The 15,013-nt window shown below is 56.3% G+C and carries 12 protein-coding genes; 8 read left to right on the top strand and 4 right to left on the bottom strand.

The window, feature by feature from the left end; all coding sequences use genetic code 11:
* Positions 1 to 73: 73 nt before the first annotated feature.
* Positions 74 to 568, bottom strand: coding sequence for a leucine-responsive transcriptional regulator Lrp (gene lrp / locus EC836_RS09580; RefSeq protein WP_006118610.1), 495 nt, complete (start codon positions 566 to 568; stop codon positions 74 to 76).
* 525 nt (positions 569 to 1,093) lie between these two features.
* Here lrp and trxB point away from each other — a divergent pair.
* From trxB to infA, 5 genes are all read left to right on the top strand, one after another.
* Complete coding sequence (trxB, locus tag EC836_RS09575; RefSeq protein ID WP_123332458.1) at positions 1,094 to 2,062, top strand: thioredoxin-disulfide reductase; 969 nt, start codon at positions 1,094 to 1,096, stop codon at positions 2,060 to 2,062.
* A gap of 148 nt (positions 2,063 to 2,210) precedes the next feature.
* Entirely contained in the window at positions 2,211 to 3,980 is a 1,770-nt protein-coding gene (cydD, locus tag EC836_RS09570; RefSeq protein ID WP_123332456.1) for a cysteine/glutathione ABC transporter permease/ATP-binding protein CydD, read from the top strand.
* A complete protein-coding gene (gene cydC / locus EC836_RS09565; protein ID WP_123332454.1) occupies positions 3,977 to 5,707 on the top strand; it encodes a cysteine/glutathione ABC transporter ATP-binding protein/permease CydC in 1,731 nt (576 codons plus the stop codon). The genes cydD and cydC overlap by 4 nt, the downstream gene beginning before the upstream one ends.
* 31 nt (positions 5,708 to 5,738) lie before the next feature.
* The gene (gene aat, locus EC836_RS09560) at positions 5,739 to 6,443 is read left to right on the top strand and encodes a leucyl/phenylalanyl-tRNA--protein transferase (protein ID WP_123332452.1); all 705 of its coding nucleotides are present in this window, start codon (positions 5,739 to 5,741) and stop codon (positions 6,441 to 6,443) included.
* A 346-nt stretch (positions 6,444 to 6,789) separates the two neighbouring features.
* Entirely contained in the window at positions 6,790 to 7,008 is a 219-nt protein-coding gene (gene infA, locus EC836_RS09555; protein ID WP_002211347.1) for a translation initiation factor IF-1, read from the top strand.
* 101 nt (positions 7,009 to 7,109) lie between these two features.
* Here the strand turns inward: infA and clpA are convergent, their stop codons facing one another.
* Positions 7,110 to 9,386 carry an ATP-dependent Clp protease ATP-binding subunit ClpA gene (clpA, locus tag EC836_RS09550; RefSeq protein ID WP_123332450.1) on the bottom strand — a complete coding sequence of 759 codons (2,277 nt, stop codon included), beginning with the start codon at positions 9,384 to 9,386 and terminating at the stop codon, positions 7,110 to 7,112.
* A gap of 28 nt (positions 9,387 to 9,414) precedes the next feature.
* Positions 9,415 to 9,735 carry an ATP-dependent Clp protease adapter ClpS gene (gene clpS, locus EC836_RS09545; RefSeq protein WP_105593463.1) on the bottom strand — a complete coding sequence of 107 codons (321 nt, stop codon included), beginning with the start codon at positions 9,733 to 9,735 and terminating at the stop codon, positions 9,415 to 9,417.
* 322 nt (positions 9,736 to 10,057) lie between these two features.
* On the opposite strand from clpS, the gene cspD reads away from it, so the two are divergent.
* Positions 10,058 to 10,285, top strand: coding sequence for a cold shock-like protein CspD (gene cspD, locus EC836_RS09540; protein WP_123332448.1), 228 nt, complete (start codon positions 10,058 to 10,060; stop codon positions 10,283 to 10,285).
* Positions 10,286 to 10,422: 137 nt separating this feature from the next.
* Here cspD and EC836_RS09535 read toward each other — a convergent pair whose 3' ends face one another.
* Positions 10,423 to 12,087: an ATP-dependent endonuclease gene (locus EC836_RS09535; RefSeq protein WP_123332446.1), complete on the bottom strand. Its 1,665-nt coding sequence runs from the start codon at positions 12,085 to 12,087 to the stop codon at positions 10,423 to 10,425.
* 207 nt (positions 12,088 to 12,294) lie between these two features.
* Between EC836_RS09535 and hcp the strand changes: the two genes are divergently transcribed.
* Positions 12,295 to 13,947, top strand: coding sequence for a hydroxylamine reductase (hcp, locus tag EC836_RS09530; RefSeq protein WP_123332444.1), 1,653 nt, complete (start codon positions 12,295 to 12,297; stop codon positions 13,945 to 13,947).
* A 3-nt stretch (positions 13,948 to 13,950) separates the two neighbouring features.
* The gene (gene hcr, locus EC836_RS09525) at positions 13,951 to 14,949 is read left to right on the top strand and encodes an NADH oxidoreductase (RefSeq protein ID WP_123332442.1); all 999 of its coding nucleotides are present in this window, start codon (positions 13,951 to 13,953) and stop codon (positions 14,947 to 14,949) included.
* Positions 14,950 to 15,013 lie beyond the last annotated feature (64 nt).

Genomic DNA, 15,013 nt, shown 5'->3' with positions numbered 1-15,013 from the left:
TAACCCGACGCTGAACCTGTATGAATTCACAGGAGTGTATCGAAACCTACCAGGTTTTGCACCTGTTCCTGTGTTACCGGGTCTTAATCACTAAGCGGTTACTTTGTTTTACTTCTTCCATGACCACATAGGTACGCGTATCGTTCACTCCCGGCAGGCGCAGCAGCGTTTCGCCGAGTAATTTACGGTAGGCGGACATGTCCGGCACACGCGTTTTCAACAGATAGTCGAAATCACCGGAAACGAGGTGACACTCTTGAGTTTCCTCAAGTTTTTGCACGGCGGCGTTAAATTGTTCAAACACATCCGGCGCACCACGATTCAGAGTAATCTCAACGAAAACCAGCAGAGAGGCGTCAAGATAGTGCGGATTCAGCTGCGCGGTGTAGCCCAGAATGAAGCCCTGGCGTTCCAGACGGCGAACGCGCTCCAGACACGGCGTCGGAGATAATCCTACGCGTTTGGATAATTCAACGTTAGAAATACGCCCATCCTTCTGTAATTCATTCAGGATGTTGCGGTCGATTCTGTCAAGGTCTTTACCCGGTCGTTTTTTATTGTCTACCATTATTATTGTCTCTCTTAAATCCTTCCCTTTAACCTGCCTACCCTGCACGCTGAGTCGTATACAGAGTCGTTCTAAGTGAAGACATAGAGCCTGCTGCGATATTGCACGCCTCATCTGCATGACGCATGTTGTCTGTCCACACCATGCGTCATTCCAAATGACAGACTGAGTTTATTTGACGATGAACGCAAAACGGACAAAATCACCGCTGCACTCTCTTAAATATTCTCCGCTTCCAATAATGTTTTCGCAAAACAGCAGCCGATTGTCAAAGTAAAACAACCAAAACCAGTACAACATTCCAGATAAGATGCTGGCTCTCTGTTTTTCAATGACAATTTTTTTCCCTCAGGGCACGAAAAAGATAACAATTGTTGTTTTTTCGCACAAAAATAATTCCCTGCGCGGCAATGATTGGTTTAGCCTTTTTCATTAATCGTTAACAAAATCGCAGAATGCTTTTTTTGCCCCGCTAAATTCCCTACAATCCGCAATCATGCTCGTCAGTTAATTAATGAGGATCTCATGGGTACGGCTAAACACAGTAAGTTACTGATTCTTGGTTCGGGTCCGGCTGGCTACACTGCTGCCGTTTATGCGGCCAGGGCCAACCTGAATCCGGTGCTGATTACCGGTCTGGAAAAAGGCGGTCAGCTCACCACCACGACCGACGTTGAAAACTGGCCGGGAGATGCTAACGAGCTGACCGGTCCGTTACTGATGGAACGCATGCATGAGCATGCGGTGAAATTTAACACCGAGATTATCTTCGATCATATTCACAGCGTAGATTTGCAGAATCGTCCGTTCCGCCTCACCGGTGATGAAGGCGAATACACCGCTGATGCACTGATCATCGCTACCGGGGCCTCCGCACGCTATCTGGGCCTGCCGTCTGAAGATGAGTTCAAAGGCCGCGGTGTTTCCGCCTGTGCGACCTGCGACGGCTTCTTCTACCGCAATCAAAAAGTCGCCGTTATCGGTGGTGGTAATACCGCCGTTGAAGAAGCGCTTTATCTGGCAAACATCGCTGCTGAGGTTCATTTGATCCACCGTCGCGACAGTTTCCGTGCGGAAAAGATCCTGATTGACCGACTCATGGAGAAAGTGAAAAACGGCAACATCGTGTTGCACACCGACCGCACGCTGGATGAAGTACTCGGCGATCAGATGGGCGTCAGCTCCCTGCGCCTGCGATCGACTCATGATGAAGCGCAGACCGAAACGCTTGAAGTGGCTGGCCTGTTCGTCGCCATCGGCCACAGCCCGAATACCGGTATTTTCAACGGTCAGCTTGAGCTGGAAAACGGCTATATCAAAGTTCAGTCCGGTATCCACGGTAATGCCACGCAAACCAGCATTCCCGGCGTGTTCGCTGCCGGTGACGTGATGGATCACATCTATCGTCAGGCCATCACTTCTGCGGGCACCGGCTGTATGGCTGCGCTGGATGCAGAACGTTATCTTGACGGTTTGGTTAAAAATAATCAGTAAGTTGTTAAAACTCTGAGCTTATCTTGCCTGAGGCGACGAGCAATTGTCGCCTTTTTACCCTCCGCATTGTAACATTGCCGCGCTTGACACCGATCTTCCTGGGGGCTTATGCCTCACTACCGTTTACGTCAGGGCAACTCGGCAACACATGAATAAAACTCGACAACAACAACTTACCCGCTGGCTGAAAAGTCAAAGCGCCCACGGCCATCGCTGGCTGCGGCTCTCATCCCTGCTCGGCACGCTGAGCGCGCTGCTGATTCTGGCTCAGGCCTGGTTCCTGGCCTCGCTGCTGCAGGCGCTGATCGTCGATCACCTGCCTCGCGATACGCAGCGGATTGATTTTATCTTATTGCTGGCCTGTTTCGCCGCACGTGCCCTGCTGGCATGGCTGCGGGAAAAGGCGGGCTTTAAAGCCGGGCAGGCGATCCGTCTGGCCCTGCGCCAGAGCGTGCTGAATCGTCTGACCGAGCTTGGACCGGCGTGGATTCAGGGTAAACCCGCCGGAAGCTGGGCTACGCTGCTGCTGGAACAGATTGAAGAGATGCAGGATTACTACGCGCGCTATCTGCCACAGATGATGCTGGCGGGCGTGATCCCCTGCATGGTGCTGATCCTGCTGTTCCCGGTCAACTGGGCGGCATCGCTTATCCTGCTGGCCACGGCGCCGCTCATCCCGCTGTTTATGGCGATGGTCGGCATGGGCGCAGCGGATGCGAACCGACGTAACTTCCTCGCGCTGGGTCGCCTGAGCGGCCAGTTCCTCGATCGTCTGCGCGGGCTGGAAACGCTGCGCCTGTTTAACCGCGCCGCAGCCGAAACCGAAACGATTCGCGATGCGTCCGAACAGTTCCGTCAGCGCACGATGGAAGTGCTACGCATGGCCTTCCTCTCTTCGGCGGTACTGGAATTCTTTGCGTCTATCTCCATCGCGCTGATCGCCGTCTATTTCGGCTTCTCCTATCTTGGCGTGTTCGATTTCGGCCACTACAGCGGCCCGGTGACGCTGTTTGCCGGATTCCTGGTGCTGATTCTGGCCCCGGAGTTTTATCAGCCGCTGCGCGATTTGGGCGCGTTCTATCATGCCAAAGCGCAGGCTGTCGGTGGCGCTGACGCCCTGCAAACCTTCCTGGAAGAGAGTGAAGATGCGGCGATTAAACGCGGCGAACTGAAACCGGACCTGAGCGCCGGATTCAGCCTGATCGCAAGCAATATGTCAGTGACCACCACCGACGGCACCGTGCTGGCGGGTCCGCTGAGCTTCGAGCTGCGCTCGGGACAGCGGATTGCGGTCGTCGGCCAAAGCGGTGCCGGTAAAACCTCGCTGATGAATGCCCTGCTCGGCTACCTGCCGTATACGGGTTCACTGTTGGTGAACGGTATGGAGCTGCGCGATATCGATCCCGATTACTGGCAGGCGCAGTTGGCCTGGGTTGGGCAAAACCCCCATCTTCCGGCGAACACGCTGCGCGAAAATATTCTTCTCAACGGTCATCAGGATGAAACGCGTCTGAAGCAGGTTCTTGAACTGGCCGGCGTGAATGAATTTCTCCCCCGCCTGCCATACGGTCTGGACAGTGAAACCGGCGATCAGGCCGCACGGCTCTCCGTGGGGCAGGCACAGCGCGTTGCCGTTGCGCGCGCACTGATGAAACCCTGCCAGCTTATGCTGCTGGATGAACCCGATGCCAGCCTTGACGCACAAAGCGAGCAGCACGTGAATCATGCGCTGCTGCAGGCTTCCCATGACCAGAGCACCCTGCTGATTACTCACCAGCTCGATCGGCTGGCGCAGTGGGACGAAATCTGGCTGATGCGTAACGGCACTATCGTGCAGCAGGGAGATTGGGCAACGCTGGCCGTAACTCCCGGACCGTTTGCTGAACTGCTGGCACAGCGAGGAGGATCGTTAGAATGAAAACGCTACTGCCCTTTCTGAAGCTTTATCGTCGCCATATCTGGCGTCTGCTGTTCGGTATGCTGCTGGCCGCCGTGACGCTGTTGGCCAGCATCGGCTTGCTGACGCTGTCGGGCTGGTTCCTTGCTGCGACCTCACTAGCGGGCGTGGCGGGCATCTACAGCTTTAACTACATGCTGCCGGCGGCCGGCGTGCGCGGTGCCGCGATCAGCCGCACCGTCGCGCGCTACGTCGAGCGCCTGGTGAGCCACGATGGCACCTTCCGCGTTCTGCAGCATCTGCGCGTCTTTACCTTCAGCAAGCTGCTACCCCTCTCCCCTGCCGGTATTGCTCGTTTCCGCCAGGGGGAACTGCTTAACCGCCTGGTCGCCGATGTCGATACGCTGGACCACCTTTATCTGCGGGTGATATCCCCATTGGTGGGCGCGCTGGTGGTAATTGCCGTTGTGACGGTTGGCCTGAGCTGGCTGGATGTCAGCCTTGCGCTAACCCTCGCCGCGCTGATGCTGTTAACCCTGCTGCTGCTTCCCCCGGTATTTTATCGTGCCGGGTTACCGATTGGCGCAGACCTGACCCGTTTGCGCGGGCAGTATCGCAGCGGTCTGACCCGGTGGTTACAGGGACAGGCCGAACTGAGACTGTACGGTGCGGCCGGGCAGTTTCGCAGTGCGCTGGACAGCATCGAACAGCAGTGGCTTAACGTGCAGCTTCGCCAGGCCAGCCTGACCGGGCTGTCGCAGGCGCTGGTGATGCTGATGGGCGGCATTGCTGTCACTCTGATGCTGTGGCTGAGTGCCGCAGGTATCGGCGGCGATCCTTATCCCGGCGCATACATTGCGCTGTTTGTCTTCTGCACGCTGGCCGCCTTTGAAGCACTTGGGCCGGTGGGGACCGCCTTCCAGCATCTGGGGCACGTTATCGCCTCGGCGCAGCGGGTCACACAAATTATTGACCAACAGCCGGCGGTGACCTTTGCCGCCGACGCTGAGCAACGCGCTGACGGCGCGGCAGTCACGCTGCATGACGTCAGCTTCCGCTATGCCAGCAGCGATCCGCTGGCATTGGATCACGTGACTCTGAACATCGCGGCCGGTGAACATATTGCCCTGCTGGGCCGGACCGGCTGTGGCAAATCCACGCTGCTGCAGCTGTTAACCCGCGCATGGGACCCGCAACAGGGTGAGATATCGCTTAATGGCGTTCCGCTCAAAGCCTGGGGCGAAGCCGATTTACGCAGCCGCACCAGCGTGGTGACGCAGCGCGTTCACCTGTTTACCAGTACGCTGCGCGATAACCTGCTGCTTGCCGCACCGGATTCCAGCGACGAACGGCTGTGCAACGCGTTGCATCAGGTCGGGCTGGAAAAGCTGCTGGATAACGAGCAGGGGCTGAATGCCTGGCTGGGCGAAGGCGGCCGCCAGCTGTCAGGCGGTGAGCTGCGACGCCTCGGTCTGGCTCGCGCGCTGCTGCACAACGGTGACCTGCTGCTGCTGGATGAACCGACAGAGGGGCTGGATGCCGAAACGGAGCAGCAGATACTGGCGCTGCTGCGTGAGGTTGCCCAGGGCAAAACGATGATCATGGTGACCCATCGCCTGCGCGGCCTGGCAAACTTTGATCGGATCTGCGTAATGGACAACGGCAGGATCATCGAACAGGGCGATCACCCGCAGTTAGTGGCGGATCGCGGACGCTACTGGACATTTCTACAACGCTTTGCGCTATAGTCTTTAGCTCCAGAACCCTGCGGATATCATCATGCGTCTGATCCAGCTATCGCGCGACTCGTTAAACTTCCCGCCGCCAGATATGGCGCTGCGGGAACCTAACGGACTGTTGGCAATGGGGGGCGATCTCAGTTCTGCCCGCCTGCTTAATGCCTACCACCACGGTATTTTCCCGTGGTTTTCGCCGGGAGACCCGATTCTGTGGTGGTCACCCGATCCCCGCGCGGTGCTGCCTCCGGAAGCATTCCACCTGAGCCGCAGCATGAAGCGATTTCATCAGGCCTCCCCCTACTCCGTCACGCTTAATCAGCGTTTTTCCGACGTGGTGGCAGGCTGCGCGGCCGATCGCGACGAAGGAACCTGGATCACTCCGGAGGTCAGACTCGCCTGGCAACGATTACATTCCGAGGGCTATGCGCATTCGGTTGAAGTCTGGCAAGAAGAGAGGCTGGTCGGCGGTATGTACGGCCTGGCGCTGGGGCAGATTTTTTGCGGTGAGTCGATGTTCAGCCGCAGTGAAAATGCATCCAAAACCGCCCTGCTGGTATTCAGCCGCTGGTTTCAACAGCAGGGTGGGCAATTAATTGACTGTCAGGTGCTTAATCCCCACACTGCCTCACTGGGAGCCCGGGAAATATCCCGCGCCAGCTATTTGCAGCACGTCGATAATTACGCGCAGCGGCCGCTTTTAACCGACTGCTGGCAGCCAAAGACGCTTTTTACGCGTCAAAGTTAATGTTTTCCAGCAACACGTGGATAACGGTGGTATAATCCCCGGCGTTTGGTATGTCGTCCGCTTTTCACCGGTACAAGATGGTGATGCGGAATCCCAGGCTGGGAATCTCAACGCACCTGTCAGAACTGTTTTCATCGTGCGACAAAGCTGATTTAAACAGATTCTTAGCCCGCTGTTCCCCCACGCAGACGCTATTCTATACGACTTATTCGTAACTTTTCCGTGCTTAAATGGCATGAGAGGAGTTGATGTGGGTGATCAAATCATCTGCAATTCTTTACTTAATACGTGAAATTAGGCATTATCTTGCCGGTTCAAAACTAAGGTAGTCCACCTAGAGGATTCGATGGCCAAAGAAGACAATATTGAAATGCAGGGTACCGTACTTGATACGTTACCTAACACCATGTTCCGCGTTGAATTGGAAAACGGTCACGTGGTTACCGCTCATATCTCCGGTAAAATGCGCAAAAACTATATCCGCATCCTGACGGGTGACAAAGTCACTGTAGAGCTGACCCCGTACGACCTGAGCAAAGGCCGCATTGTCTTCCGTAGTCGCTGATTAGCCCCATTCCGTTTCTGCCCGCAGAATGCTGCCTGGCAGCAACCATTAAAAAGGCCGGATAATTATCCGGCCTTTATTTTATCTGCTGAACTGAACCGTTAGTGCACGGTACCTTCCGCTTTACGCTTCTCGGCGCTGAGGAAGTGATAGGTCAGCTGATTCTTCTCTTTATCCAACGCAACGGACACGGAACCCCCATCAACCAGCGAGCCAAACAGCAGCTCGTTCGCCAGCGGTTTCTTCAGGTTCTCCTGAACGGCGCGGGCCATTGGACGGGCACCCATCGCCTTGTCATAGCCTTTATCCGCCAGCCACTCCCTTGCATCATCGCTGACTTCCAGCGATACGCCTTTCGGATCCAGCTGGGCCTGCAGCTCAACGATAAACTTATCAACGACCTGGTGGATCACCTCGCGATCGAGGTGTTTAAACCAGATAACGTTATCAAGGCGGTTACGGAACTCCGGCGTAAAGATCTTTTTGATCTCTTCCATCGCATCGGTGCTGTTATCCTGCTGGATCAGGCCGATCGATTTACGTTCGGTTTCCCGTACCCCGGCATTGGTGGTCATCACCAGCACCACGTTACGGAAGTCCGCCTTGCGGCCGTTGTTATCGGTCAGCATACCGTTATCCATCACCTGCAAGAGCAGGTTAAAGACGTCAGGGTGAGCCTTCTCGATTTCATCCAGTAGCACCACCGCGTGTGGATGCTTGATCACCGCATCGGTCAGCAGGCCGCCCTGATCGAAGCCCACGTAGCCCGGAGGCGCACCGATCAGGCGACTAACGGTGTGACGTTCCATATACTCGGACATATCAAAGCGCAGCAGTTCAATACCCAGCGCGCGGGCCAGCTGTACCGTCACCTCGGTTTTACCGACGCCGGTTGGGCCGGCAAACAGGAATGAACCCACCGGTTTGCGATCCTGGCCCAGACCGGCACGGCTCATCTTGATCGCCTCGGTCAGCGCTTCGATGGCGTTATCCTGGCCGAATACCAGCATTTTCAGGCGGTCGCCGAGCGTTTTCAGCGAATCGCGATCGCTCGCAGAAACGCTCTTCTCAGGAATACGCGCAATGCGGGCAACTACGCTTTCGATATCCGCCACGTTGACGGTTTTCTTGCGTTTGCTGGCCGGCATCAAACGTGCACGCGCACCGGCTTCATCAATCACGTCAATCGCCTTATCAGGCAGATGACGATCGTTAATGTACTTCACCGCCAGTTCCACCGCCGCACGCACGGCCTTGGCCGTATAGCGAACGTCGTGGTGCGCTTCGTATTTCGGCTTCAGCCCGTTAAGGATCTGCACGGTCTCTTCAACCGTCGGTTCGGTGATATCAATTTTCTGGAAGCGACGCGCCAGCGCACGATCCTTCTCAAAGATATTGCTGAACTCCTGATAGGTGGTTGAGCCCATCACCCGGATTTTTCCGCTGGAAAGCAGCGGTTTGATCAGGTTAGCCGCATCAACCTGGCCACCGGAGGCCGCACCTGCACCGATGATGGTATGAATTTCATCGATAAACAGAATGCTGCTGGTGTCCTGCTCCAGCTGCTTGAGCAACGCTTTAAAACGCTTCTCGAAGTCGCCACGATATTTCGTGCCCGCCAGCAGTGAACCGATATCCAGAGAATAGATGGTGCACTCTTTCATCACTTCCGGCACGTCGCCCTGCACGATACGCCATGCCAGGCCTTCGGCAATCGCGGTTTTACCCACGCCGGACTCACCCACCAGCAGCGGGTTATTCTTCCGACGACGGCACAGTACCTGGATGGCACGCTCCAGCTCTTTATCGCGGCCGATCAGGGGATCGATTCCCCCGACGCGGGCAAGCTGGTTAAGGTTGGTGGTGAAGTTTTCCATACGTTCCTCCCCGCCTGCTTGCTCTTCGTTAACCGGATTTTCCGCGCTGGATGACGGGCCTGGCTCATCTTTACGCGTGCCGTGAGAAATAAAGTTCACCACATCAAGGCGGCTGACTTCATGTTTGCGCAGCAGATAAGCTGCCTGCGACTCCTGCTCGCTAAAAATAGCGACCAGTACGTTTGCGCCAGCCACTTCGCTACGGCCTGATGACTGGACATGGAATACTGCACGCTGCAGTACGCGCTGGAAGCTGAGCGTAGGCTGTGTATCGCGCTCTTCTTCGCTGACCGGCAGAACCGGGGTGGTTTGTTCGATAAAGGCTTCAAGCTCCTGACGGAGCGCCACGATATCCACACTGCAGGCTTCCAGTGCCTCTCTGGCCGACGGGTTACTGAGCAGCGCCAGTAACAAATGCTCGACGGTCATAAACTCATGTCGGTGCTCGCGCGCTCTGGCGAAAGCCATGTTTAAACTGAGTTCCAGTTCTTGATTGAGCATAGGCACCTCCCCCAATAGATCGCCTTATTCAGGCTTTTTCCAGCGTACATAGCAACGGATGCTCGTTTTCCCTGGCATACTTGTTCACGTGTGCCACTTTGGTTTCGGCAACTTCGGCGGTAAAAACGCCGCAGATCGCCTTCCCCTGGTAATGCACCGTAAGCATCAGTTGCGTTGCACGTTCAACATCATAAGAAAAGAACTTTTGCAGTACGTCAATAACAAATTCCATAGGCGTATAGTCATCATTGTGCAGAATGACCTTATACATGGAGGGTGGCTTAAGTTCCTCACGAACTTTGTCATCCGCAAGCTGTTCAAAATTAAGCCAGTCGTTAGTCTTTCCCATACATATCCAGTGTGATCAACATTACTTACTTCTGCCAGATTAACATCATTCAGGTTATGTTTTACATGACCAAAATGTTGTGCAATATCGTTGATATTGTGAACAAAAGGTAACATTCGCGACCTTCATCACAAAATTCGCAATAGCGTTAACTACCTCAAATTTTGATGATTTTGTCCCTGAGTGCACCGCTCGTTTGCTTGACCGGCCCTGCTAATTCTCTACAGTACTCAAACAGGCTGAATGTGTTTTAAACAGCCGTCGGGCGTATTGCCTGATATTCCCCCACCAATTTTGAATGTCTTGCGAGGGATGTAGAAGCATGGAGACGGGTACTGTTAAATGGTTTAATAACGCCAAAGGCTTCGGTTTCATCTGTCCGGTAGGCGGCGGCGAGGATATCTTCGCACACTACTCAACGATTCAGATGGATGGATACAGAACGCTGAAAGCCGGGCAACAAGTCCAGTTTGATGTGCATCAGGGGCCAAAAGGCAATCATGCCAGCCTGATCGTTCCGGTGGAAACGGCAATCGCTGTCAGCGCCTGACCGTTCTGACTCATTCTGTACAACCCTGCGACAAAATGCCAGCCAGCGATGCTGGCATTTTTATGCGATTACTGCACAACGGTATGGATATTGGGTTGAATAACGGCATTTCAACCCGCAATCCCGCACGTTCTCCCTCAGTCCGCCTTGCCTCTTGCCAGCCACTGCACGCGGGCAAACATCTTACGCAGCAACGGCGGGATCGCCTCAGTGCCGCGAACGGCGGCCTCTTCCGCCACCGCAATCGCCAGGTCCGGTTTTGACGAATGGGAAATCGCCTTGGCGATAATCCGCCGCAGATTCATCGGCACGCCCTCGGGTAAACGCGCGATACGATGATATACCGCCGAAAATCCCTGCCTGTACAGGAAATGCTCCATATCCAGTGCGGGTAATTGCGTCAGGTAGTTTGCTTCATGTTCCCCTGCCTGGATCTGGCTGCGCGCCGTGGCGGCATATTTTTTTCCGGCCTCGTCGCCATCGGTCAACACGTGCCACTCAATGCCCATGCGCCGGGCAAACTTCAGCAGCGGTTTCAGCCCCGACTGCGCGAATTCGATCACTTTGATCCCTTCAGCAGCGAAGTGGTAATGGTACTGCCGCGCCAGCTCGTTCATCACCCAGACTTCCGTTTCGCCTTCCACCAGCAGCCAGCAGCGGGCAAACAGCGCTGAGGGTCGGTTTAAGCGGATATGAAAGGCAATGCGCCGCGCATCTTCACTGCTCAGCCCGCTTTCGCCCAGTCTCCAGGCGACAACCCGCCCGCTGTCGCGCACCAGGCGGCAGATATGCTCAACCGGCACCTGTGACAGCAGTTCGCCGGAGTTGGTGGTGGCTATCTGCTGCAGCGGCAGCACCGCCAGTAGTTCCTGTGCCACCGCCAGCATAATCGGATGCAGTCGCGTTTCGGGATCTTCCAGCAGCAGCAGCGGCCGCGCCTGTGGGGCGAGCTGCTGTACGCCGCGAACCTGTACCAGCTGCGCAAACATTTGCAGCAGGATCAGCCGCCGACTGCGGCTGTCGGCGGCAACAATCAGCTGATTGATTTCGGCCAGATGTCGCCAGCCCAGCCGGGAAGCGCGATGATGATGAGGCGCGCGTTTTTGCGGCACGTCATCCACGGACTGCTGCCAGGAGAAATAGTGCTCAAGCAGCTGCTGTAACGTGCCCAGTCCCTGCTGCAGTGCGCTATCGGTAAGATTCTGCGGCCGGGAGACCACGTCGCGGGTCAGTTCACTTATCTGGCCGACCAGCTCGCCGAACTGCCGTTCTCCCACCTCGGCGACCGCTTCACGCGGCAGGCGGCGGCTGAAGCGCGCATCCCGCAGCCGCAGCACGGGATGCAGCTGTATCAGTAATTTCACCCGCTCATCGCAGGCGCTGCCTTCCAGCAGCGGCAGCCCTTCGCTATCGATAAACCGGCGGTGGGTCACCACGCGATCGTCTGCCAGCAGGCGCCCTTCGACGTGCAGCCGGATCCGCTGAAGATGATCCTCGCCCTTACGCCAAAGGGAGGAAAAGCGCTGATAGCGGCCGGACAACACATCTTCCTGCTCTTCACGCCAGGTAAAGGTCGCAGACAGATGACGCTCGCGGCTTTGCTGTTCCCCCGGCGGATAATAGAAATCATGCGGAGTAAACTGATACAGCGCCTGCTGCGGCGCTAACAGCAGCGACAGCACGTCCAGCAGGCTCGATTTTCCCCAGGCATTTTCCCCAATCAGTACATTGTGCTGCTCCAGGGGTAACACCAGCCGACTCAGGCCACGAAAGCCCATGACGTCAATTTGTTCCAGAATCATAGCCGCCCCAATCCGTCCGTTTTAATGAGAATGGTCGGCGGATAGCGCCTGGTCAAGGAACGGAATGCAGATTACTATTATTTTCATTTGCCGACGAAATTGAGCCAGATCAAGCCGATATCGGATTAACGGGAACGGCACTTGCATTCATCGGCTACCCGATCTTTTATAAGGTGCATTTAAAATACATCTTATAAGGATGAGACCATGTTTTGTATTCAATGTGAGCAAACAATGCGTACGCCAGCCGGGGACGGTTGTGCCTATGCACAGGGTATGTGTGGTAAAACGGCAGAAACGTCCGATCTGCAGGATCTGCTGGTCGCTGTACTTCAGGGCCTGTCGGCGTGGGCACTGGAAGCACGCAGCCTGGGGATAGTCGATCATCAGGTCGACAGCTTTTCCCCCCGCGCCTTCTTCTCCACGCTGACCAACGTCAACTTCGATTCTCAGCGTATTATCGATTACGCCTTCGAAGCGATTCGCCTGCGCGAAGATCTGCGCCAGCGCTGCAAGCTAATAGCCGGAAGCGCCGCGCCGCATCACCCGCTGGCGAATCTGCAGTTGGTAAGCCATGACGTCAGCGTTCTGCAACAGCAGGCGGCGCAGTTTGCCCTGCGGGATGCGAAGACGCACCCGGATATCCTCGGCTTACGCCTGCTGAACCTGTACGGCCTGAAAGGGGCCGCGGCCTATATGGAGCATGCTCACGTCCACGGTCGTTTCGATAATGACGTTTACGCCCAGTATCATCAGATCATGGCCTGGCTGGGCACCCAGCCGCACGACAGCGCGAAGCTGGTCGACTGTGCCCTGCAAATTGGCAAAATGAACTTCACGATTATGGGCATGCTGGATGAGGCACAAACCAGCGTCTACGGCGATCCGCAGCCGACGACGGTGAATGTCCGCCCGGTTGCCGGTAAAGCGATTCTGATTTCCGGCCACGATCTGAAAGATCTCCAAGTGCTGCTTGAGCAGACCGCAGGCAGGGGCATTAACGTCTATACCCACGGCGAAATGCTGCCCGCCCACGGCTACCCTGAACTGAAAAAACACCCACATCTGGTCGGCAACTACGGCAGCGGCTGGCAGAATCAGCAGACCGAGTTTGCCCGTTTTCCCGGTCCGGTCATCATGACCTCCAACTGTATTATCGACCCCACCGTGGGCGATTATCAGCAGCGCATCTGGACCCGCAGCATCGTCGGTTGGCCGGGAGTGAATCATCTCGAAGATGAAGATTTTACCGCGGTGATTAATCAGGCACTGGAGATGCCCGGTTTCCCCTATAGCGAAATCCCGCATGAAATCACCGTTGGATTTGGTCGTAAAGTCTTACAGGATGCGTGCGACAGCGTTATCGACCTGGTCAGCCGTAAAAAACTGCGTCATGTGTTTGTGATTGGTGGCTGTGACGGCAGCCGCGACCAGCGCAGCTACTATACCGAACTGGCGCTGGCCGCGCCGAAAGACGCGCTGATCATGACGCTCGGCTGCGGTAAATATCGCTTTAACAAGCTCGACTTTGGCAACATTGAAGGGCTGCCGCGCCTGCTCGATGTCGGCCAGTGCAATGACAGCTACTCGGCGATTATGCTGGCGGTGAAGCTGGCCGAAAAACTCAACTGCGGCGTGAACGACCTGCCGCTGTCGCTGATGCTCTCCTGGTTTGAACAGAAGGCGATCGTGGTGCTGCTGACGCTGCTGGCGCTTGGGGTGAAAAACGTGCGCACCGGTCCAACCGTCCCGGCCTTCCTGACGGAAAACCTGCTGACCATCCTCAACGAACAGTTTGGACTGATGCCGGTCAACGGTGCCGAACAGGATATGGCCGCCGCGCTGGGCGAAGGAGTGTAAATCATGGGCATGCATCCTCTGTGTCAGTGGCGGATGCAGGTTCATCACCTGCATCAGGAAACGCCGGATGTCTGGACCCTTGCGCTGATTAACCATGACTTTTACCGCTGGCAGGCGGGACAGTATGCGTTGGTCAGCATCGACGGCAGTGACGAGGTGCGCGCCTATACGCTCTCTTCGACACCCGGGCAAAGCGCGCTGATTACACTGACCGTACGCCATATTGCCAGGGGTAAAGGCTCCGGCTGGCTGACGCAGCAGCTGAAGCCCGGCGATCACCTCTGGCTGTCCGATCCCCAGGGCGACTTCAGCTGCGAGCGGCATCCTGCCAGGAACTATCTGTTTCTGGCCGCGGGCTGCGGCATTACACCCGTTATGTCGATGTGCCGTTGGCTGCGCCAGCATCGGCCAGAATGCGGCGTGCGGTTGATCTACAGCGTACGTTCCGCCAGGGACGTGATTTTTGCGGGCGAACTGGCGTCAATGCAGCCGTGGCTAAAGCTGACCGTAGTGGCGGAAAATCAGCCCGCTGCGGGTATGCTGGCGGGTCGACTGGACCGCGTACGGCTTGCCGCCTTAGCCCCCGATATTGCTGACAGCACGGTGATGATCTGCGGTCCCCAGCCCTACATGGTTCTGATGGAAAATGACGCCGCCGTACTGGGCGCCAGGCAAATATACACCGAGCAATTTACTCCGGTTGTCGCCCGCCCTCACGCGGAGCCCTCCCCGGAAGCTAAAGCCACCCTGACTCTTAGCGGCCCGCTGCTTTCCCCGGCAGCGTCATTCCCCGCGGGCTGGTCGCTGCTGGCCGCGATGGAAGCCCATCACCTGCCGGTCACCGCAGTATGTCGTGCTGGCGTTTGCGGCTGCTGTAAAACGCGCGTCGCCAGCGGTGACTACACCGCCAGCAGCACGCTAACGCTGACCGAAGACGAGATTGCTCAGGGCTACGTGCTAGCCTGCAGCTGCCAGCCACAGGGCGATATTGTCCTCTGCTGAACCGGAGCGTGTGAAACAGCTTGTTGCACACGCTTCCCCGATCCTGCCCGCCTTCGACTATGCT

Origin of the sequence: Erwinia sp. JUb26 (assembly GCF_003751505.1) — a bacterium.
GTDB lineage: Bacteria > Pseudomonadota > Gammaproteobacteria > Enterobacterales > Enterobacteriaceae > Erwinia.
The sequence above is the reverse complement of the archived record's forward strand: the minus strand, read 5'-3'. Positions and strand labels throughout refer to the sequence as shown.